The organism is Levilactobacillus fujinensis (genome assembly GCF_003946335.1).
Lineage (GTDB): Bacteria > Bacillota > Bacilli > Lactobacillales > Lactobacillaceae > Levilactobacillus > Levilactobacillus fujinensis.
Genome location: NZ_RHNX01000005.1, coordinates 107,009 through 128,360 on the forward strand (window position 1 = coordinate 107,009; position 21,352 = coordinate 128,360).

Genomic DNA, 21,352 nt, shown 5'->3' on the forward strand with positions numbered 1-21,352 from the left:
TTCTGGCCTTCTTGGGCTCTGATTGTGCCCGTCCATTTCAAACGCTGAGTCCCTATTGGCCATGAGATGCGATATAAAACTGTTGAGGTTATCCGATTCTAAGGGATAAGGTCAACAGTTTTTTTGTCTGCCATTCAGTAGGAAAGGTGTTAAATGTTAGTCTTGAATTCGTCATCTAACAGGGTCCGACTTGCTCTAAAGTTGGCAACATGAAAGCAGAATCAAAGTCGAAGACGACCAAACCGAATGATCCCCACAGGAGGGGAGCGCGGCGATAGTCGTCATGTGGTCAAGTTGAACCAATCTGGGTGTAAAACCAATTTTCAGAAATCACGTGATTAACCGGATTAGGTGCCTGCAACCGCTTACAAAAAGGTGGTTTCATGTTATAATAGCAGTGAGGAATAATAGAACCATTAATAAACTTTACCGAAAGCGGGTGTTCACCATGTTACGGCGATTTGTAGGCTTACCAGATGGGTGGATTTTTCTAGCAGGTTATTGTTTGATTGGTTTGGGATATATTCTGTTCGGCACTCTGGCAACCGTGGTTGCGACCCCATTTTTGGCGTTGGTTGTGGCCTACTTCCTAGCAGCATTTGTACTGACGATTATCAAAGCAATCAGTTTACGTGAGATGGCTTTGACACGGTTGAACTTTCTGGTGTTTGAGTTTATCACGGCGTTTGGATTCGTTCTGCTCCTATTGACGTGTGAATAGCAGGTGGCGCAATGGTTGCAATCGCCGGTGAACTGGTGTATTCTTGTGTTTGTAGTTAAACTCGTTTTTTAAATGAGTGAGCAGTCAATGCTCACTCTTTTTAATGGAAAAAATGTAGGAGGCGGAATTCTTTGAGTACTGTCGTCGAGACCGTAACAGCCCTAGCCCAGCCAATTGTGGCGCAGCATCAGTTTGAATTAGTTGACGTTGAATTTGTCAAGGAAGGTAAGAGCTGGTACCTGCGGCTCTACATTGATAAGCCTGGTGGCATCAACATTGAAGAATGTGCGATGGTCAGTGATGAGGTGTCCGAAAAAATGGACTCTCTTGATCCGGATCCCATTCCTCAAGCTTACTTCTTAGAGGTATCTTCACCAGGAGCTGAGCGACCGTTAAAGAAGCCAGAAGATTTTGAACGGGCTGTGGGCGATTATATCCACGTTTCCCTGTATCAAAAGATTGGCCAGAGCAAGGTTTATGAAGGAACGTTATTGACGCTGACGGATGATAGCATGGATCTCAAGGTTAATTTGAAAGGTCGTATCAAGACCTTGACGATTCCTCGCGATGCCATTGCGCAGGCCCGCTTAGCCATCAAGTTCTAACCAAATAAGGAGCGTAGCACACCATGAGTAAAGAATTATTGGGGGCCTTAGACGTCCTCGAAACGGAAAAGGGAATCGACAAGCAAATTGTGATCGATGCCCTAGAAGCCGCGTTAGTTTCAGCATACAAGCGAAACTACGATCAAGCCCAAAACGTTGAGGTCAATTTTGACCAACGGAAGGGTGACATTCACGTTTTCGCTGTGAAAAAGGTCGTTGACCAAGTGTATGATTCACGTTTGGAAGTTGGCTTGGATGAAGCCCTGACCATCAACAAGGGTTATGAACTGGGCGATGATATCAAGTTTGAAGTAACACCGAAAAACTTTGGTCGAATCGCTGCTCAGACGGCTAAACAGGTTATCTTGCAGCGGGTTCGAGAAGCCGAACGGAACATTATTTACAACCAATACAGTCAGTATGAAAATGAAATCGTGACTGGTGAGGTTGAACGACAAGATTCCCGCTTCGTTTACGTTAGCTTAGGTAAGGTTGAAGCTGTGATGGGTCGTCAGGATCAAATGCCTAACGAAACTTACCGAATTCATGACCGTATCAAGGTTTACGTGACCCGGGTCGAAAATGCAACCAAGGGACCACAAGTCTTCGTTAGTCGGACACACGCTGATTTGTTAAAGCGGCTGTTTGAACAAGAAGTTCCAGAAATTTACGATGGGACCGTGGAAATTATGGCTATCGCCCGTGAGGCCGGTGACCGGGCTAAAGTTGCGGTTCGCTCAAATAATCCCGACATTGATCCAGTTGGGACGAGTGTTGGTCCCCGCGGTCAACGGGTTCAAACCATCGTGAATGAACTTGGCGGTGAAAACATGGACATCGTTGAATGGACTGAAGACGAAGCGAAGTTTATCGCCAACGCGTTGAATCCAGCCGAAGTATTAGATGTTATCTTTGATCCAAACAACGAACGAGCCTGTGAAGTTATCGTTCCTGACTATCAATTATCCTTAGCTATCGGAAAACGGGGTCAAAATGCCCGTTTGGCCGCTAAGTTAACCGGTTATAAGATTGATATTAAATCAGAATCCGAAGCATCTGCTATAATGGAAGCTGATCAGGAAAATGACACGTCAACGGATGCTGCTCCTGATAACGAAGACGTCGCCACCGACGACGTTGAGACGGCTGATGCAACGACGGTGACGCCAGCAGCGGATGCAGCTTCGAATGCACCTGAAGATGCACCTGCAGCCGATGACGCACCTGAGGCGGAGACCGCAGAACCAACGAGTGAAACTACCAGTGACGCTGACGACCAAACGGCCGAATAACGTCCACCTTAAGGAGGTTTGGGTCCATGAAACAACGGAAAGTCCCCATGCGCAAGGATATTGTGACCGGGGAAATGGCGCCCAAGAAGCAATTGGTCCGCATTGTACGGAACCAAGAACAAGAGGTTAGTATCGATCCTACCGGCAAGCAGTCGGGTCGTGGTGCTTACATCAGTTTAGATGTTGCCATTGCTAAGAAGGCTAAGCAGGAACGGACTTTCGACCATACCTTTGGCGTTAAAATCGATGATCAATTCTACGATGATCTCATCGCTTATGTTGACCATCAGCAAGCACGACGGGAATTATTTGATAATGACTAATTCTGAGCGCGCTTTACAATTATTGGGATTGGTGCGGCGAGCAGGCAAGCTGGTTACCGGCGAATCCTTTGTCTTAGCCGCTGTTCGTGACGGTTCTGCGAAGCTTGTCTTAATGGCCAGTGATACTGGTAAGACGAGTCAAAAGCAGTTCCGCGACAAAACGACGAGCTATGACGTCCCATTGAATGAATCGTTTACCAAGGACCAGTTGAGCACGGCCATCGGGTCGGCGCGCACGGTCATTGCCATTACTGATCCGGGATTCGTCCGGAAGTTACACCAACTTTTAGAGTAGCCACCTGACGTTCTCGTGATCGGTAGAATATGAAGGAGAGTGAAGATATGGGGAAAACGCGAATTTATGAACTCGCCAAAGAAATTAATGTCTCCAGTAAACAGATCATCGCGAAGGCCGAAGAAAAGGGCTTTCCGGTGAAAAACCATATGTCAACGCTCGGCGAGAACGAAGAACGTCAGTTACGGGCTGCTTTTCAACCAAAACAGTCAACGGCTAAAGTAACATCTTCGGCTAAACAACCCGTGAAAACACAGGCTGCTCGGCCGGCTAACCACAGCAACGGTACTGGAAATCAAACGACCCATAAGACCACGTCCAATGGTGGTAATAGCCATCAGGGGAAGCCAACTGATGGTCGGCAACGCAGTAACAATAGTACGACCAGTGGTAACCGAAATGCTAGTGGAAACAACAAGCAACAACGTCCTAACGATAATAAAAATAATGGCCAGACCGGCAATAAGCATACTGAGCAACACAATACCGGTACCGGCAGATTTGGTGGAAGCTTGAATAATAATACAAATAATAGTAATGGTCGGCGGAGTAGCAACAATGGCAGTAGCAGCAACAGTCGCGGGGGCCGGAATAACCGGAACAACCGCAATAACCGTCGCCGAAACAATAATAATAACAATCGGTATAAGAAGAACCAACGGATTAAAGACACAAATCAACACAAGGGCGCACCAGAACGTAAGAACAAGGCATTGCCAGATGTTTTAGTTTATACGGACGGCATGAATGCCCAAGACTTGGCAAAAATCTTACACCGTTCTTCAGCTGAAATCGTGAAGAAACTGTTCATGTTGGGTGTCATGGTCAACCAAAACCAATCATTGGATAAGGATACGATTGAAGTCTTAGCGGACGACTATGGTATCGAAGCCAAAGAAAAGGTTGAAGTCGACGTTACTGATATCGATAAGTTTTTTGACGCTGAGATGGCAAACACGGAACACCAAGTAACTCGTGCACCAGTCGTTACCATCATGGGTCACGTTGACCATGGGAAGACAACGTTGCTGGACCACTTACGTCACTCTCATATTACTGAGGGTGAAGCTGGTGGGATTACCCAGGCCATTGGGGCTTACCAAGTCCACTACAATGACAAGTTGATCACCTTCTTGGACACGCCAGGACATGCGGCCTTTACGGAAATGCGAGCGCGTGGTGCCGAAATTACCGACATCACTGTCTTGGTCGTTGCTGCCGATGATGGTGTTATGCCACAAACCATTGAAGCCATTCACCATGCGAAGGCCGCGGGAACACCAATCATCGTTGCCGTTAACAAGATCGATAAGCCAGGTGCTAATCCGAACCACGTTATGGAGCAGCTGACGGAATATGAATTGATTCCTGAAGACTGGGGTGGCGATACCATCTTCGTTGAAATCTCTGCGAAGTTTGGTAAGAATATTGATGAGTTACTCGACATGATCTTACTACAATCCGAAGTCCTCGAATTGAAGGCCAACCCAGAACAAAATGGGGCTGGTAGTGTTATCGAAGCACGTTTGGACCAAGGTCAAGGCTCCGTTGCGACCCTATTGGTACAACAAGGGACCTTACACGTTGGAGACCCAATCGTGGTTGGGAATACCTTTGGTCGTGTCCGGACAATGGTCAACGAACGTGGTCGCCGGATCAAAGACGCCGTACCATCTACGCCAGTTGAAATCACTGGGTTAAATGACGTGCCAGAAGCCGGAGACCGGTTTGTTGTCTTTGACGACGAAAAGACGGCTCGGGCAGCTGGTGAAGAACGGGCCAAGGAAGCCTTGGTCAAGGAACGAGGAAATACCAGTCATGTGACATTGGACAACCTCTTTGATTCCCTTAAGGAAGGCGAAATGAAGGAAGTTGACGTCATTATTAAGGCTGACGTTCAAGGCTCCGTTGAAGCCTTAGCTGGCAGCTTGAAGAAAATCGATGTTTCCGGTGTACGGGTTAACATCATTCATTCTGCCGTTGGGGCCATCAATGAAAGTGACGTTACTTTGGCAGAAGCCTCAGACGCCATCATCATTGGGTTCAACGTTCGGCCAACCCCACAAGCACGGGCACAAGCAGATGGCGACAAGGTCGACATTCGTTTGCACAACGTCATCTACAACGCCATCGATGAAATTGAGACGGCGATGAAGGGGATGCTAGAGCCAACCTACGAAGAAGAAGTTATCGGTGAAATTGAAGTTAAGGATATTTTCCATGCTTCTAAAGTCGGTACGATCGTTGGTGGGATGGTTACCGAAGGCTATGTCACATCAGATAGTGACGTTCGTTTGATTCGTGATGGCGTTGTCATCTACGAAGGTAAGCTAGGTAGTCTGAAGCGTTTCAAGGACGACGTCAAACAAGTTAAAATGGGTTATGAATTAGGATTGACTATTGAGAACTACAACGACATTAAGGTAGACGACGTTATTGAAGCCTACGTGATGAAGGAAGTTCCCATTAAATAAAGATTCGGAGGCAAACCGTCTATGGCACAATATCGAGTTGGCCGGTTGGAGCAAGAAATCCAACGGGAAGTTACGGATATTTTACTAAAGCGTGTCCGCGATCCACGGGTCGAGGGTGTCACCGTTACTGGTGTGGAAGTCACTGGTGACTTACAGCAAGCCACAATTTATTACAGCATCTTGTCAGACAAGGCGTCTTCCGCTGAGAAGACGCAACAGGGGTTAAACAAGGCCACTGGTCTGATTCGTTCTGAATTGGGCTCACGTTTGAGCATCTATAAGACGCCAGAACTGAATTTCGAGCAGGATTCGTCAGTTCGCTATGGTAGTCATATCGATGAACTCTTAAATGAACTTCATCATCGCGAGTAATTGCGGTGTTCAAAAGGCATTGATCGGCTATGATCGATGCCTTTTTGCGTAAAATGGTTGTACATCGGTTGCTCGGGGACTCCGCAGCAATCGGCGAGAGACACGTCGCTAGTTTGAACTGTAGATTTGGTGGGTGCCAGTTCTCAACAGTGGCTTGTATCACCCGTCAACAGCCGTGTAGACTGAGATGTTAGCGGGTAGGCTTAGTGATTGACGGTAATAGTTCACCGGCCTAACAAAAAAGGGACCTTGTAGAATTGCAGGCCGCGAGAATGCAAGTTGTAGCCGCTTCATCCCTTCTCCATTGGCCGGTAAGGCAAAGAGGCCAATAAACGAATCACTCTTCAAAAGCCACTAGAGTTAGCCAAAGTAGCGATGAGATGGGAACTTGTGGTAAACTAAATGTTACGCCATGTGTGGCCATCTTTTGGCGTTGGTACACGTAATCGGTAGTGTCGCTGAGTTGTGGGGCAGGACGGGCAATTATTAACTCTTAATGTTTGACATAGTCCATGCTGCCTCAGGACCTCCAAGCAAGTCCATACCTACCGGGCCGATGAGACGATGAGACGATGAGACGATGACTGAACTGAGATTCCCAATTTTAGGGTCAGTATTGTTGGGGACAACAGCCATAATAGGTTGTATTGAAACTTTCAAGCTTTAGTAATAACGCAATTAAACATTAAAAGATAAGAAGCGGAGGCACCATCATGGACGGGATTATTCCCCTGTACAAAGAACGTGGCTTGACCAGTTTTGACTGCGTCGCTAAGTTACGTCACATCTTACACACTAAAAAAGTCGGTCATAGTGGAACTTTAGATCCTAGCGTGGATGGCGTTTTGCCAATCTGTATTGGCTCCGCGACGAAGGTTGTTCCTTATTTGATGGGCTCCGGAAAGATGTATCGCGGGACCGTCACACTGGGACTGGCAACGACTACTGAGGATCTTGATGGTGATGTGATTGACCGGCAACCGCTGATGCAAGCCTTTACTTTAGGACAATTGACCGCCGCCGCAGCCAAATTGACTGGGACAATTCAACAGACTCCACCGATGTATTCGGCGGTCAAAGTTAACGGTCGTAAGCTGTACGAGTATGCCAGAGCCGGTGAGACCGTGGCACGGCCAACACGGACGATTACCGTGGACCATTTTACGCTGATGGACGCAGGCACCTTTGACGCTGATGCTGGGACACAGACGGTAGCATTTGAAGTGGCCTGCTCGAAAGGAACCTACGTGCGGACGCTCGCGGTCGATCTGGGTCGGCAGTTGGGTGTTCCAGCCGTTATGGCGTCGTTGACGCGGCATAAGAGTGGCGGTTTCACATTGGATGAGACGGTGACCTTGGCTCAGGTTGAGGATGCAATGGCCGCCGATGATCTGAGCACGATTTTACGGCCCATCGACTATGCCCTGCAGGATTATCCACACGTGGCACTTTCTGATAAATTGTGGGGGCTGGTCAAGAATGGTGTCTTTCTAACGCCTGAGGAAATGGTCAGTACAGAACCAATTGTTGCACTGACTTATCAGGGTCAGACGAAGTGTCTGTACCAGTGGGTGCCAGAAAAAAAGCAATATAAACCACTAAAAATGTTTACGGTTAATTAATTATCAGTAAAGGAAGTCCATTATGGAAGTTATACGTATACATCATCCGCTAGATTCACGCCAGATTCCCGACGAGCCAGTAGTTCTCGCCATGGGATTTTTTGATGGCGTTCATCTTGGTCACCAAGCGGTCATTGAACGCGCTAAAACGATTGCTCAGGCCAAGGGCGTTAAACTAGCTGTATTGACCTACGATCACCATCCGGCACTAGTCTATCGGCCACTAGAAGCCGATGACCGTAAATATTTGAGTACGACGGCTCGAAAATTACATCAACTGGATCGTTTGGGTGTTGACCGGGTCTTTTTGGTCAATTACACGGGTGAGTTCGCTGCCCAGACACCGCAGGAATTCGTTGATCACTATCTGGTTGGTTTTCACACGGTTGTGGCTGTGGCTGGGTTTGACCACACCTACGGGAAAAAGGCCGTGGCGACGATGGCGCTGTTGCCCAAGTACGCCCAGGGACGCTTTGAGGTCGTTACGGTTGCGGAGGAAGCTAGTGGCCATGAAAAAATTAGCTCTAGCCGTATCCGTCAAGCAATGAAGGCTGGCAACATTGATACAGTTAATCAGTTGCTGGGCTACACGTACCGGTCGAATGGACTCGTTGTTCATGGTGAGGCCCGGGGACGGGCGATTGGCTATCCTACGGCTAATGTGATGACACCAGAAAATGAATGGATTCCTGGAATTGGCATTTATACGGCCCGGCTAAAAGTGGGGGCCATCTGGTATCCAGGAATGGTTTCCGTTGGTCGTAATGTGACTTTCGGTGACGACCGCCCAATCACGGTAGAAATGAATCTACTTGATTTTCAGGGGAATTTATACGGTGAACCAGTTGAAGTTGAGTGGCATCACCGCTTGCGTGGCGAAGTTAAATTTGACGGTGTTGAGCCTCTAGTGGCGCAATTAAAGCAAGATGAAGCGGCCACCCGCAAATATTTCCAAGGTGTGGCGAATAAAATTTAGCAACGACTGAAGTGATCATCTTTGGGGGCCGAGTGAGGCACTAGAGAGGGTCACTTTTTTAGCCATTCGTTACGTTAAACAGTGAGCGGCTATAATTAAATTTGGACGACGCCAGTCCTGCCACCTGAAGTAGTAATACGTGAGTAATGTGCAGACTTGAAACCTGTGCATCGGCAGAATGAGTCCGTCTCTAAATTAATAGCAGTGCAACTAAAGGCGGTAGCCAAAATGTTTACCTTATTCTCATGACCGTCGGAATTGTCATCATTAAATTAGTGGCAATGATCGCCCTCCGGTAGTCAGAAAACTCTGCTTGCTGTGGAAAAATTCAAACCGAAGTCCGGTCATTTTAGCCTTTTTAGGAGAAAGTAGCTCTAATTCCATCACCAAACGAATGTTTTTAGCACTTAATAGGCGAGATTGCTAAAAATTCTACCAGATTTCTTGACTTCAAAACCGGGTTTTGCTACATTATATATGTGTCTTAGCACTTGTATTGTTTGAGTGCTAAAAAAGGGGTGATTGTGATGCTTTCAGAAAGACAAATGATGATTCTGCGAGCCGTTGTCCGCGACTTTACTAACACCGGGGTTCCGGTGGGGTCAAAGGCACTAGCCAAGCAGTTGCCCATCCACGTAAGCTCAGCGACAATTCGTAATGAAATGGCGGCGTTGGAGGAATTGGGTCTGATTAAAAAGACCCACTCGTCTTCCGGACGGATTCCTTCGGTTGAAGGCTATCGGTATTACGTTGACCATTTAGTTAAGCCGGATCCATTGCGGCCCAATGATATGGACGTGATTCAGTCGTCGTTGGGTGGAGATTTTCACAAGATCGACGAAATTATTTCGCAGTCTGCGACAATTCTCTCCAACCTGACGAGTTATACGGCGTTCACATTGAAGCCGGAATTAAAGGATAGTCGCCTTAGCGGATTTCGCTTGGTCCCATTGGGAAAGCGGCAAGTGATGGCCATCCTGGTTACCGATAGTGGTGACGTGGAGAACCAGACGTTTGACGTCAACGAATCCGTAACGGGTGATCAACTAGAAGCGGTCGTCCGCTTGATCAATGATCAATTGGTCGGCTTGACGCTACCAGAAGTGGTGAAGAAGTTACAGGCAGATATTCCGATGAAAATCGCTAACTACCTACAGAGTCCACAAGGGTTCTTGGATATTTTCGGGGATGTTTTAACCAGAGCAGCGCAAGAACGTTTTTACGTTGGTGGGCGACTCAATCTGCTGAACTTCTCACAGGATAGCGATGTGGACTCACTGAAGTCGTTGTATTCGTTGATCGATAAGACCGATGACATTGCTAATGTCTTGGGCCGACCGGATGATAAAATTTCCGTTCAGATTGGTAATGAGATGACTAACGATGCCTTACGCAACTTCAGTTTAATTACCGCCACCTATGATGTAGACCAGCATGGCCGTGGCATGATCGCCATTTTAGGCCCAACGCGGATGCCTTATTCGCGAATGCTGGGAATTGTCGGTGCGTTTCGTGAAGAGCTCGCGAAAAAACTACTGGATTACTACCGGTTTTACGACGAGTAAAGAAAGGGAGGTTTTATCGTGGCTGACAAGCAACAACCGTCCACTGATGACCAAACGGCGACCAAAGACGCCGCACAGCAATCCGCTGGTAAAGCCAAGGATGCACAAGTGAAAGATCAACCAAAGGCTGACGCAGAGGCTGCTACTGGGGCTACTAAGCCAGTAGCAACGGCTGCCGAGGTTGCTGCATTGAAACAAAAGGCGAGTGACTTTGAAGATAAATATCTGCGAGCTGAAGCCGAAGTGCAGAACATGCAGACCCGTTTTCAAAAAGAACAGGCCACGTTGATCAAATACGATGGTCAGCAACTCGCTAAGGACGTGCTTCCCGTGATCGATAATCTGGAACGCGCTTTAGCGGTGGAAGCAACGAATGACACCGCTGCACAATTGCAGAAGGGTGTCCAGATGACCTATGATCATTTGGAAGACGCTTTGAAGCGGAACAACGTGACGGAAATTGCCGCCATCGGCCAGAAGTTTGATCCAACTCAGCATCAAGCCGTTCAATCGGTGCCTGTTGAAGATGGACAAACGGCTGATACGGTAGTCAAAGTGCTTCAAAAGGGATACCTGTTGAAGGATCGCGTTTTACGGCCTGCAATGGTCGTCGTTGCACAATAAATTTATAAATAAACTATAAAAGAGGGAATTTTTGATGGCAAGTAACAAGATTATTGGGATTGACTTAGGGACGACTAACTCAGCCGTTGCCGTTCTTGAAGGTAGCACCCCGAAGATTATTGCAAACAAGGAAGGCGCACGGACGACACCATCCGTTGTTGCATTTAAAGATGGTGAAACACAAGTTGGGGAAGTTGCTAAGCGACAAGCAATCACTAACCCGAATACGATTTCATCTATCAAGAGTCACATGGGTGAGGCCGGCTACAAGGTCACTGTTGATGGTAAGGATTACTCTCCAGAACAAGTTTCTGCGATGATTTTACAACACTTGAAGGCCTTCGCTGAAGACTACATTGGTGACACGGTTGATAAGGCCGTTATCACGGTGCCAGCTTACTTCAACGATGCGCAACGGCAAGCTACCAAAGATGCCGGTAAGATTGCTGGTTTAACCGTTGAACGAATCATTAACGAACCAACGGCTGCTGCTTTAGCCTATGGCTTGGACAAGCAAGACAAAGATGAAAAAGTTATGGTTTACGACCTTGGTGGTGGGACCTTTGATGTGTCCGTTCTGGACTTAGGTGATGGTGTCTTTGATGTTCTGTCTACGAACGGGGATACCCATTTAGGTGGGGACGACTTTGACCAAAAGATCATGGACTGGTTAATTGCCGGGTTTAAGGAAGAAAACGGTGTTGATTTATCCAAGGATAAGATGGCAACGCAACGGTTGAAGGATGCTGCTGAAAAGGCTAAGAAGGACCTTTCAGGTGTATCTGAAGCCCAAATCAGCTTGCCATTTATCTCTGCTGGTGCCAATGGCCCGCTACATTTGGAAAAGAGCTTGAGCCGAGCTAAGTTCAACGAATTGACCGCTGACTTAGTTGAAAAGACACGGATCCCCGTTGAAAATGCGTTAAAGGATGCTGACTTACAAGCTAGCGACATTGACGTTGTGATCTTAAATGGTGGTTCAACACGGATTCCAGCCGTTCAAGAAGCTGTTGAAAAGTGGACGGGGAAGGAATCTAACCATTCCATTAACCCTGACGAAGCCGTTGCTTTAGGTGCTGCCGTTCAAGGTGGGGTTATCACCGGTGACGTGAAGGATGTTGTTTTACTTGACGTTACGCCATTGTCCTTAGGGATTGAAACCATGGGTGGTGTCTTCACGAAGTTGATCGATAGAAACACGACGATTCCAACCAGCAAGTCGCAAGTCTTCTCAACGGCCGCTGACAATCAACCAGCCGTTGACATCCACGTCTTACAAGGTGAACGGCCAATGGCTGCTGACAATAAGACGTTAGGTAACTTCCAATTGACGGACATTCCTGCTGCGCCTCGTGGTGTTCCTCAAATCCAAGTGACGTTCGATATCGATAAGAACGGGATCGTTAACGTTTCCGCTAAAGACATGGGAACGAACAAGGAACAAAAGATTACCATCAAGAGTTCCGATGGTCTTTCTGATGATGAAATCGAAAAGATGATGAAGGAAGCTAAGGAAAACGAAGCTGCCGACAAAAAACGTAAGGAAGAAGTCGACATCAAGAACGAAGTCGACCAATTACTCTTCCAGACGGACAAGACATTGAAAGATGTTAAGGGTAAGGTTTCTGATGACGAAATCAAGAAGGCTGAAGATGCGCGTGACGCCTTAAAGAAGGCTCAAGAAGCCAACAACCTTGACGACATGAAGACTAAGAAAGACGATTTGACGAAGATCATCCAAGACCTCTCCGTTAAGCTGTATCAACAGGCCCAACAAGCACAAGGTGCTCAGGGCGGTACTGATGATGCGGGTACTGCTGGCCAAGCTAGTGGTGACGCTAAGAGCGATGGTAAGAATGGTGATACTGTTGACGGTGACTTCCACGAAGTTAACGACGATAAGAAGTAATCCATTCCATTGGCTTAAGAGAGTTTAGACAAGAAGTCAGAGTCCGTGGGGCTTTGGCTTTTTGTTTCGAGTATGCTATTCTTACTAGTAGCAAAAAAAATCGGAATGGATTGGGAGGAAAAAGATGGCGCAATCGGACTTATATGGCGTTTTAGGTGTCGCAAAGGATGCTAGCCAAGCAGAAATCAAGAAAGCCTATCGGCAGTTGTCAAAGAAGTATCACCCGGATTTGAACAAGGCCCCAGACGCGGCTGAAAAATTTAAAGAGGTTCAGGATGCCTATGATGTGTTAGGTGACGAACAAAAACGGGCTAACTACGACCAATATGGATCAGCTGACGGCGCACAGGGTGGCTTTGGCGGCTTCGGCGGCGGCCAACAACAAGGTGGCTTCGGCGGCTTTGGTGGCGGCGGTGGTGGTTTCGATGACATTTTCAACCAATTCTTTGGTGGCGGTGGTGGTCAGCGAAATCCTAACGCACCACGACCTGGTCGAGACCTTCAGTACCAGATGGACTTGAAGTTTGAGGAGGCCATCTTTGGAAAGAAGACCAAGATCAAGTATAACCGAGAAGCCCAGTGTCATACCTGTGGCGGTAATGGCGCAAAGCCAGGAACCACGCCGGAGACTTGCTCACGGTGTAATGGTTCGGGTTACGTGACGACGGTAACGAATACGCCATTAGGCCGGATGCAGAGTCAACAACCCTGCCCGGTTTGTCACGGAACTGGTAAAGAAATCAAGGAAAAGTGCCCAACTTGTGGTGGTTCTGGTCATGAAGAAGAACGGCACGAGGTTGAAGTCACAATCCCAGCTGGGGTTGATGACGGACAACAAATGCGGTTACAAGGCCAAGGAGAAGCCGGCCAAAATGGCGGAAGCTATGGTGATCTCTTCATTATTTTCCAGGTGGAACCTAGCAGAGACTTTCGACGCGATGGCACCGAAATCTACTTTAACCAGGAGATTTCATTTGTGCAGGCAACGTTGGGTGACGATGTGACGGTCAAGACGGTTCACGGCGATGTTAAGCTCAAGGTACCAGCGGGGACGCAGGGTGGCACGACTTTCCGGTTACACGGTAAGGGAGCGCCACGATTACGCGGTAATGGTAACGGAGATGAACACGTGACGGTCAAGGTTATCACACCAAAGAACCTGAACAAGGGGCAGCGTGATGCTTTACGTGACTTTGCGAAGGCTAGTGGTGAAAATGTCACGGGGAGTGGCAAAGGTAACTTATTTAACAAAATGCGTGATAAATTCAACGAAAACTAATCGTCAAGTAGAAGTACGATGATGACTAATCTATCAAGGCTGCTGAAGATTTTCAGCAGCCTTTTTTGTGTCCCGCAAGTAATATCACAATTTTGAAAAGAAAAGAAAACGTTAAGGTTGAGTAGTGTTGTTTGCAATCCTTTGGTAGCAATGATAACCTCAAAACATAAGGAGTGTGGCAGGGGCCACAAAACTCCTCTTCAAGGACGGATCATTCGTCGGGGAAAATGGTATCTGGACTTGAAGATCGATCGGCAGTTAGCTTCGGGGGCGAATGAGCTAGCAAACTTTGGGGGTGAATTTCATGAGAGCAAAGTGGCTGGCTTTTTGGCATCAGCCAGTGGTAGCGTTCATCGGCTGGACCGCATTCTACTTTGTGATTTTGATGGCATTAGTTTATTTATACGGTTACAGTGGGTTAAACAACTCGACGTTTATTTACAACGAGTTTTAGTTGAAGGGTCAACGACTAACCATGTAATCGAGGAGTCTTTGGGGGGGATAGATAATGATTAAAAACATGATCACGGCGATCGACGAAATCGCTGAACGTGATCCGCAACGTATTGCTTATGATGATTTAGGACACACGAACACTTACGGTGAATTAAAACAACGCTCTGATGCTTTGGCAGCCCACCTGGACGGCTTGTCTTTGCCACGTGAGGCGCCCATTATGGTCTTTGGAGGTCAGACGTTTGATATGATGGCGACCTTCTTAGGGGTCGTTAAGAGTGGTCACGCGTATGCACCGATTGATACGCACTCACCATTAGAACGGGTAACCACGATTAATGAAATCGCCCAACCTGCTGCAGCAATCGCTGTAAGTGAGTTGCCAACAAGCTTAGGTGAGACCCCGGTGATTACGCCGAGCGCGTTAGCCACAATTTTTGACCAGACGGTTGACTATCAAGTTGATCACGGCGTGACTGGGGATGAGAACTATTACATCATCTTTACGTCCGGAACGACTGGTAAACCTAAAGGGGTTCAAATTTCACATACTAATCTGTTGAGCTATGTCAATTGGATGCTGAGTGATGATTTTGCCTTACCAGCAATACCGCGGACGTTATCACAAGCACCATATTCGTTTGATTTATCTGTGATGGACTGGGGACCAACATTGGCTGCTGGTGGAACACTGGTGGCGTTGCCTAAGGTCGTTACGGACAATTTCAAGCAATTATTTGAGACATTACCAACAATGAACTTAAATGTTTGGGTATCGACACCATCATTTGTGGATATCTGCTTAATGGAGCCGACGTTTGATGCGGCTCATTATCCTAATCTGAGTCGTTTCTTGTTCTGTGGTGAGGAATTGACGCACGCCACGGCCCAGAACTTACACAAGCGGTTCCCAGCAGCACGGATTTTCAACACGTATGGCCCGACGGAAACGACCGTCGCTGTGACACAGGTTGAAATTACCGAACAAATTCTGGCCGATTACCCACGACTGCCGATTGGTTATGCTAAGGATGATACGAAAATCCTGGTGGTTGATGAGCAGCTTAACCCAGTGCCTGCAGGAACTGAGGGCGAGTTGTTGATCTGCGGGCCATCAATGTCTAAAGGTTACCTGAACAATCCAGAAAAGACAGTTAAGGCCTTTGTGCCACTAAACGGGCGGACCGTTTACCGGGCAGGAGACTTAGGTGTCCAATTGGATAACGGGTTGATTATGTATCGTGGGCGAACGGATTTCCAAATCAAACTGCATGGGTACCGAATTGAATTAGAAGAGGTCAACCATTACCTGTCACAAGAAGATCATATTCAAGTGGGGGTTGCAATACCACGTTATGACCGGAACCACAAGGTTAGTCAGTTGATTGCCTGGGTTGTTCCTGCTACGCATGACTTTGATAGTGAATTAGCTTTAACTAAGGCGATTAAGGAAAATTTACAGGGCGGGGACATGATGGAATACATGATTCCACAGCGCTTCGTCTACAAAGAAAACCTGCCGATGACTCCCAACGGCAAGGTTGATATTAAATCTATTATTGCCGAGGTCAATCAGTAATGTTGACGTTTGAACCTTATGGTAACCCAACGTATTTCGCCTTGTTGGGCGTGGCATTATTGCCACTGATGATTGGTCTCCTGTACGGCAAACGGTCACGCTTGTACGAAACGTTGATTTCAATCTTCTTCTTGGTCTTAACCTTTGGTGGTTCGAAATGGACCCAAGGGGTGGCCCTGATTATTTACATTTTGTACGAGGTGGGATTGACCTGGGGGTATGCCGTTTACCGGAGGCATAAAAATTCAGGACCGTTCTTCTATTTGATGGTCATTTTGGCCATTGCACCATTAACCATTGTGAAGGTGACACCCGCTGTTGAGAATGGACAGTCGTCACTGATTGGCTTCCTGGGGATTAGTTATCTGACGTTCCGGGCGGTTCAGACCATTATGGAAACGCGGGATGGTACTTTAAAGAATTACAATCTGATGACGTTCCTACAATTCATGCTTTTCTTTCCAACAATTTCTTCAGGACCGATTGACCGTTATCGGCGTTTCGAAAAGGATTACCGGTCGGTACCAAGTCGTGAACAATACTTGGGAATGTTACAAAAGGGTATTCGCTATATTTTCGTGGGCTTTTTGTATAAGTTCGTTCTGGCGTATTACTTTGGAACGATGCTGATGCCGAAGCTCCAAATGATGGCGATGCATTCACGGGGCGGATTCTTGGATCTGTCCTGGCCAGTGGTCGGGTACATGTACGCGTACAGTGCCGACTTGTTCTTTGACTTCGCGGGATACTCGTTGTTTGCGGTGGGGACGTCCTATATTATGGGAATTGCCACACCAATGAACTTCAATCAACCGTGGCGGTCACCGAACATCAAGGACTTCTGGAATCGTTGGCATATTACCTTGTCCTTCTGGTTCCGTGATTTTATCTATATGCGACTGGTCTTTTGGTTCATGAAGCATAAAATCTTTAAGAAGCCAACGACGACTGCTAACGTGACTTACATTATTAACATGTTAGTAATGGGATTTTGGCACGGGGTGACATGGTACTATATCACTTACGGCCTGTTCCACGGGGTAGCGTTAATGGTCAACGATATGTGGTTGCGTTACAAGAAGAAGCATCGACAGAGCATTCCACATAATGGATTCACCCAAATCTTTGCCATTTTCTTGACGGCAAACTTGGTCTGCTTTAGCTTCCTAATCTTTTCGGGGTTACTCAACAAGTTGTGGTTCAACTAAATTAGGTTATTAATTTCATCGAGGGGGAAATTATCATGGATATCAAAGAAACTGTATTGGAAATTTTGAACGATTTAACGGGGAACGATGTAAGTGGCGCAATGGACGACAATCTGTTTGACAGCGGATTACTCGACTCCATGGGGTCCGTACAACTCTTATTGCAATTACAAAGTGAACTGGACGTTACTGTGCCAGTTTCTGAATTTGAGCGGTCAGAGTGGGACACGCCCAACAAGATCATTGCGAAAGTAGAAAGTATGGCCTAGCCAATGGCAAAGCGACTTCTACGGATCTTTGGTCCGTTAATACTCGCGGTAATTCTAGTTTTTGCGGTGTTGGCAATGCCTGTCAAGTTGGGTCTTAGTAAGGTTAGTGCTAGTCGGGAACGACAAGCGGCCGTTTCACTTTCTCCGAATGTATTAAAGGGCAAGTACATTAAGGAAGCAGCGTTAAAGGGCAAGTACGTCCCATTCTTTGGGTCATCTGAATGGTCACGGTTTGATCCTATGCATCCATCCGTCTTAGCTCAGAAATACAATCGAAGTTATCGACCATTTTTACTTGGTGCGCGGGGATCACAATCCCTTACCCAGTATTTTGTAATGCAGAATATTCAGGGCGAACTGCGTAACAAGAAGGCCGTGTTTGTGATTTCGCCACAATGGTTTGTTAAAGGTGGGACGCGTAAGGATGCTTTCGGGTACTACTACTCACAACTGCAAACGACTGAGTGGTTGACCCACTTCCGTCACGATGCCATTGATCAGTACGCGGCAAAACGGCTGTTACAGATGCCGGTGGCCAACTCAGATCACTTTATCTACCAAGCACTACAACGAGTCGCAGCTGGGAAGAGTTTGACCAAGTATCAGCGCTTCTATTTGGAAACACGTAAAAATATGCTGACGCATGAAGATCAGTTCTTCTCTGGCATTGACCTTCCATCGCAAAACGTGAACCGAGTCAACAAACAAGCCGAGAAGTTACCCACTCATTATTCTTACTCGGCATTAGATGAACTTGGTGGCCGGATTGGGAAAGCGGAAACGGGGAATAACCCCTTCCGTATCAGTGATAAGTTTTACAATCACGGGTTGAAACAAGAATTGAAGAAGGGGAAGTTAAAGGATTTCCAGAAAAACTTGTCTTACACCGAGTCTCCGGAATTCGCAGACTTCCAACTCTGTCTGGATCAATTTGCCCGTCTAAACACGAACGTTATGTTTATTATTCCGCCAATTAACGCTAAGTGGCAGAAATATACAGGGCTGTCGGCGTCTATGCTGAAGCAATTTGACCAGAAAATTCACTATCAATTACAATCGCAAGGGTTCAACAACATCGTTGACTTGAGCGACAAGGGAAATGTGCCATACTTCATGACTGACACGATTCACTTGGGCTGGCGTGGTTGGCTGGCAGTCGACAAACGGGTAGACCCGTTCTTGACTAAGCAGCAGAAACAACCGAACTATTCGATTAGTGATAAGTTCTACTCAACCAAGTGGCAAAACTTAGCACCGTCTCAATTAAAGCAGTATGAAAACAGTACAAAATAAATAGGCTAAATAAACGGGTTCCTGCCGATGATGGTGGGAATCCGTTTTGTTAGTTTTAAAATAGCGTAACTTTTACTAAACGTGTATATACGGATCCGTCATGATAAAGAGAGTCTGAGCGGTATAGACAAGTGGGAACTGCTGATGGTATGTGTTCACGTTGAACATAAAATCATTTTGTTATCAGGCATTCACCAATTTGGGGAATGCGTGGGGTTTTTGGAATTTTATGTTGGCGGTCAACCAGAGTCGGAGGAGGTCAGGGGTGGCGCCAGCCGTGGTAATTTTATTAGCTGGCAAGACTAGCCAATAAGGTGGGTGACTTTGAAGACACATGAAATTGGTGGGGCTTCAAATCGAGCGAGGAAGCCCGAATCTCAGGCTGAAGCCCACAGGAGGCAGAATTCCTAGTAGCCATAGTGCGGTCAATTTACACTAGTCTCAAGTTTGTACTTAGGGCGGCTGGTTTGGTATAATTGTCGAGACATGGCGTTTAAGAAAGTAGGAAATCAACATGGATCTTGAGAAATTAAAAAAACATCAAAAATACATTCGCAACTTTTCCATTGTGGCCCATATTGACCATGGGAAATCAACATTAGCGGACCGTATCTTGGAGCTAACGGATACTATCTCCAAACGCGATATGCAAGATCAAGTGTTGGATAATATGGACCTTGAGCGTGAACGGGGCATTACCATCAAGCTTAATGCGGTGGAATTGACTTACCACGCCGAAGACGGTCACGACTATGAGTTTCATTTGATTGATACCCCCGGCCACGTGGACTTCTCTTATGAGGTCTCACGAAGTCTGGCAGCCTGTGAGGGAGCTATCTTAGTCGTTGATGCTGCTCAGGGTGTCGAAGCGCAGACGCTGGCTAACGTGTACCTAGCATTGGACGATAATCTGGAAATTGTACCAGTCATAAACAAGATTGATTTGCCGGCCGCTGACCCGGAAAAGGTTAAGCAGGAAATTGAAGACGTGATTGGCTTAGATGCCTCTGATGCCGTACTGGCCAGTGCCAAAAAAGGCATTGGAATTCCAGAACTCCTGGAACAAATCGTTCACAAGGTGCCAGCACCAACTGGTGATTTGGATGCGCCACTGAAGGCCCTGGTCTTTGACTCCGTGTATGACGATTACCGTGGGGTTGTGCTGAGTGTTCGGGTTTTTGAAGGAACTGTTCAGCCGGGCGACAAGATTCGCTTAATGAACAGTGGTAGTGAGTATGAAGTGACTGAGGTCGGCGTCAACTCACCGAAGCCAATTTCCAGGGATAATCTGATTGCTGGTGACGTGGGCTACATCACGGCCAGCATCAAGGATATCACCGATACGCGTGTTGGGGATACGGTCACCAATGCCGCTAAACCAGCTGAAAAGGCATTGCCAGGTTATCGGGAAATGAGTCCGATGGTGTATGCCGGACTATACCCAACTGACAATGCGAAATTGAACGATTTGCGTGAAGCTTTGGAAAAATTGAAGCTAAACGATGCCGCACTGGAGTTTGAACCCGAAGCCTCACAAGCATTGGGCTTTGGTTTCCGCTGTGGATTCTTGGGTATGCTCCATATGGATGTTATCCAAGAGCGACTCGAACGGGAATTCGACTTAGACTTGATTACCACGGCACCATCTGTAACGTACCACGCGTATTTGACAGATGGTGGCATGAAGGAAGTTGAAAACCCAGCAGAAATGCCGGAAGCTTCCGCCATCAAACGGATTGAAGAACCCGTGGTCAAGGCAACGATTATGGCACCTAACGATTACGTGGGGGCCGTCATGGAACTCTGTCAGCATCGCCGAGGCCAGTTCTTGACGATGGAGTACCTGGATGACTACCGTGTGAACATCATTTACAACATGCCGTTGTCGGAAATTATCTTCGACTTCTTTGATAAGCTGAAGTCTAGTACACGTGGTTACGCGTCATTGGATTATGAAATGAATGGTTATCAAGCGGCCGACTTGGTTAAGATCGATCTACTGCTGAATGGCGACAAGGTCGATGCACTGAGCTTCATTGCCCACAGAACGTTTGCGGCACAACGGGGCCGTGAAATCGCCTCCCGCTTGAAGAAAATCATTCCGCGCCAAAACTTCGAAATTCCAGTTCAAGCAGCTATCGGGGCTAAAATTATTGCTCGGACGACCATCAAGGCTTACCGGAAGGACGTCACTGCCAAGCTTTACGGTGGTGACCGTACCCGACGGATGAAGCTACTGGAAAAGCAAAAGGTTGGTAAGAAACGCATGAAGGCTGTTGGAAAGGTTGACATCCCGCAGGAAGCGTTCATGGCAGTTCTGAAGACTGATGAGGATGAAAGTGAATAAGGAATGCTGATGTAGCAGCATTTACGCCACATATCGGGTGGTTACACTTTGCCTGATATGTGGCGCTTTTATATGAAATAAAGAATATTTGGGCGCACTAAAACATAACGCTCGAATCTGCGAAAAAATTCTAGTATACTTGT

At 47.0% G+C, this 21,352-nt stretch carries 19 protein-coding genes; all 19 read left to right on the forward strand.

Going from position 1 to position 21,352, the window contains the following annotated elements:
• The first annotated feature begins 448 nt into the window (after positions 1–448).
• Positions 449–721: a hypothetical protein gene (locus EKM89_RS03300; RefSeq protein WP_125685733.1), complete on the forward strand. Its 273-nt coding sequence runs from the start codon at positions 449–451 to the stop codon at positions 719–721.
• A gap of 131 nt (positions 722–852) precedes the next feature.
• On the forward strand, positions 853–1,326 hold the full coding sequence (gene rimP / locus EKM89_RS03305) for a ribosome maturation factor RimP (protein ID WP_125685734.1): 474 nt from the start codon (positions 853–855) through the stop codon (positions 1,324–1,326).
• 23 nt (positions 1,327–1,349) lie between these two features.
• Positions 1,350–2,618 (forward strand): transcription termination factor NusA, encoded by a 1,269-nt coding sequence (gene nusA / locus EKM89_RS03310; protein WP_125685735.1) that lies wholly within the window; start codon positions 1,350–1,352, stop codon positions 2,616–2,618.
• 26 nt (positions 2,619–2,644) lie between these two features.
• Positions 2,645–2,941 (forward strand): RNase P modulator RnpM, encoded by a 297-nt coding sequence (gene rnpM / locus EKM89_RS03315; RefSeq protein WP_125685736.1) that lies wholly within the window; start codon positions 2,645–2,647, stop codon positions 2,939–2,941.
• Positions 2,934–3,236, forward strand: a complete 303-nt coding sequence (locus EKM89_RS03320; RefSeq protein ID WP_125685737.1) for a L7Ae/L30e/S12e/Gadd45 family ribosomal protein — start codon at positions 2,934–2,936, stop codon at positions 3,234–3,236. Before rnpM ends, EKM89_RS03320 begins: the two co-directional genes overlap by 8 nt.
• A 47-nt stretch (positions 3,237–3,283) precedes the next feature.
• Positions 3,284–5,710, forward strand: a complete 2,427-nt coding sequence (gene infB / locus EKM89_RS03325; RefSeq protein ID WP_125685738.1) for a translation initiation factor IF-2 — start codon at positions 3,284–3,286, stop codon at positions 5,708–5,710.
• Positions 5,711–5,731: 21 nt separating this feature from the next.
• Positions 5,732–6,082 (forward strand): 30S ribosome-binding factor RbfA, encoded by a 351-nt coding sequence (gene rbfA, locus EKM89_RS03330; protein WP_125685739.1) that lies wholly within the window; start codon positions 5,732–5,734, stop codon positions 6,080–6,082.
• Between the two features lie 713 nt (positions 6,083–6,795).
• Entirely contained in the window at positions 6,796–7,704 is a 909-nt protein-coding gene (truB, locus tag EKM89_RS03335) for a tRNA pseudouridine(55) synthase TruB (protein ID WP_125685740.1), read from the forward strand.
• Between the two features lie 22 nt (positions 7,705–7,726).
• A complete protein-coding gene (gene ribF, locus EKM89_RS03340; RefSeq protein WP_125685741.1) occupies positions 7,727–8,680 on the forward strand; it encodes a riboflavin biosynthesis protein RibF in 954 nt (317 codons plus the stop codon).
• Between the two features lie 527 nt (positions 8,681–9,207).
• On the forward strand, positions 9,208–10,245 hold the full coding sequence (gene hrcA, locus EKM89_RS03345) for a heat-inducible transcriptional repressor HrcA (RefSeq protein ID WP_125685742.1): 1,038 nt from the start codon (positions 9,208–9,210) through the stop codon (positions 10,243–10,245).
• Between the two features lie 18 nt (positions 10,246–10,263).
• On the forward strand, positions 10,264–10,869 hold the full coding sequence (gene grpE, locus EKM89_RS03350) for a nucleotide exchange factor GrpE (RefSeq protein ID WP_125685743.1): 606 nt from the start codon (positions 10,264–10,266) through the stop codon (positions 10,867–10,869).
• Between the two features lie 34 nt (positions 10,870–10,903).
• Complete coding sequence (dnaK, locus tag EKM89_RS03355) at positions 10,904–12,778, forward strand: molecular chaperone DnaK (RefSeq protein WP_125685744.1); 1,875 nt, start codon at positions 10,904–10,906, stop codon at positions 12,776–12,778.
• Positions 12,779–12,902: 124 nt separating this feature from the next.
• A complete protein-coding gene (gene dnaJ / locus EKM89_RS03360; RefSeq protein ID WP_125685745.1) occupies positions 12,903–14,057 on the forward strand; it encodes a molecular chaperone DnaJ in 1,155 nt (384 codons plus the stop codon).
• A 304-nt stretch (positions 14,058–14,361) separates the two neighbouring features.
• Complete coding sequence (locus EKM89_RS03365) at positions 14,362–14,511, forward strand: teichoic acid D-Ala incorporation-associated protein DltX (RefSeq protein WP_125685746.1); 150 nt, start codon at positions 14,362–14,364, stop codon at positions 14,509–14,511.
• Positions 14,512–14,565: 54 nt separating this feature from the next.
• Positions 14,566–16,092, forward strand: a complete 1,527-nt coding sequence (gene dltA / locus EKM89_RS03370) for a D-alanine--poly(phosphoribitol) ligase subunit DltA (protein ID WP_125685747.1) — start codon at positions 14,566–14,568, stop codon at positions 16,090–16,092.
• A complete protein-coding gene (gene dltB / locus EKM89_RS03375) occupies positions 16,092–17,300 on the forward strand; it encodes a D-alanyl-lipoteichoic acid biosynthesis protein DltB (RefSeq protein WP_125685748.1) in 1,209 nt (402 codons plus the stop codon). Before dltA ends, dltB begins: the two co-directional genes overlap by 1 nt.
• Before the next feature lie 35 nt (positions 17,301–17,335).
• Complete coding sequence (dltC, locus tag EKM89_RS03380; RefSeq protein ID WP_125685749.1) at positions 17,336–17,569, forward strand: D-alanine--poly(phosphoribitol) ligase subunit DltC; 234 nt, start codon at positions 17,336–17,338, stop codon at positions 17,567–17,569.
• Positions 17,570–17,572: 3 nt separating this feature from the next.
• Positions 17,573–18,862 carry a D-alanyl-lipoteichoic acid biosynthesis protein DltD gene (gene dltD, locus EKM89_RS03385; protein WP_125685750.1) on the forward strand — a complete coding sequence of 430 codons (1,290 nt, stop codon included), beginning with the start codon at positions 17,573–17,575 and terminating at the stop codon, positions 18,860–18,862.
• Between the two features lie 514 nt (positions 18,863–19,376).
• Positions 19,377–21,209, forward strand: a complete 1,833-nt coding sequence (gene lepA, locus EKM89_RS03390) for a translation elongation factor 4 (protein WP_125685751.1) — start codon at positions 19,377–19,379, stop codon at positions 21,207–21,209.
• Positions 21,210–21,352 lie beyond the last annotated feature (143 nt).

Excerpts from the sequence above, each read along its gene's own strand:
- EKM89_RS03300 (WP_125685733.1), top strand. The coding sequence starts at position 449 with ATGTTACGGCGATTTGTAGGCTTACCAGATGGGTGGATTTTTCTAGCA.
- nusA (WP_125685735.1), top strand. The coding sequence starts at position 1,350 with ATGAGTAAAGAATTATTGGGGGCCTTAGACGTCCTCGAAACGGAAAAG.
- rnpM (WP_125685736.1), top strand. The coding sequence starts at position 2,645 with ATGAAACAACGGAAAGTCCCCATGCGCAAGGATATTGTGACCGGGGAA.
- EKM89_RS03320 (WP_125685737.1), top strand. The coding sequence starts at position 2,934 with ATGACTAATTCTGAGCGCGCTTTACAATTATTGGGATTGGTGCGGCGA.
- infB (WP_125685738.1), top strand. The coding sequence starts at position 3,284 with ATGGGGAAAACGCGAATTTATGAACTCGCCAAAGAAATTAATGTCTCC.
- rbfA (WP_125685739.1), top strand. The coding sequence starts at position 5,732 with ATGGCACAATATCGAGTTGGCCGGTTGGAGCAAGAAATCCAACGGGAA.
- truB (WP_125685740.1), top strand. The coding sequence starts at position 6,796 with ATGGACGGGATTATTCCCCTGTACAAAGAACGTGGCTTGACCAGTTTT.
- ribF (WP_125685741.1), top strand. The coding sequence starts at position 7,727 with ATGGAAGTTATACGTATACATCATCCGCTAGATTCACGCCAGATTCCC.
- hrcA (WP_125685742.1), top strand. The coding sequence starts at position 9,208 with ATGCTTTCAGAAAGACAAATGATGATTCTGCGAGCCGTTGTCCGCGAC.
- dnaK (WP_125685744.1), top strand. The coding sequence starts at position 10,904 with ATGGCAAGTAACAAGATTATTGGGATTGACTTAGGGACGACTAACTCA.
- dnaJ (WP_125685745.1), top strand. The coding sequence starts at position 12,903 with ATGGCGCAATCGGACTTATATGGCGTTTTAGGTGTCGCAAAGGATGCT.
- EKM89_RS03365 (WP_125685746.1), top strand. The coding sequence starts at position 14,362 with ATGAGAGCAAAGTGGCTGGCTTTTTGGCATCAGCCAGTGGTAGCGTTC.
- dltA (WP_125685747.1), top strand. The coding sequence starts at position 14,566 with ATGATTAAAAACATGATCACGGCGATCGACGAAATCGCTGAACGTGAT.
- dltB (WP_125685748.1), top strand. The coding sequence starts at position 16,092 with ATGTTGACGTTTGAACCTTATGGTAACCCAACGTATTTCGCCTTGTTG.
- dltC (WP_125685749.1), top strand. The coding sequence starts at position 17,336 with ATGGATATCAAAGAAACTGTATTGGAAATTTTGAACGATTTAACGGGG.
- dltD (WP_125685750.1), top strand. The coding sequence starts at position 17,573 with ATGGCAAAGCGACTTCTACGGATCTTTGGTCCGTTAATACTCGCGGTA.
- lepA (WP_125685751.1), top strand. The coding sequence starts at position 19,377 with ATGGATCTTGAGAAATTAAAAAAACATCAAAAATACATTCGCAACTTT.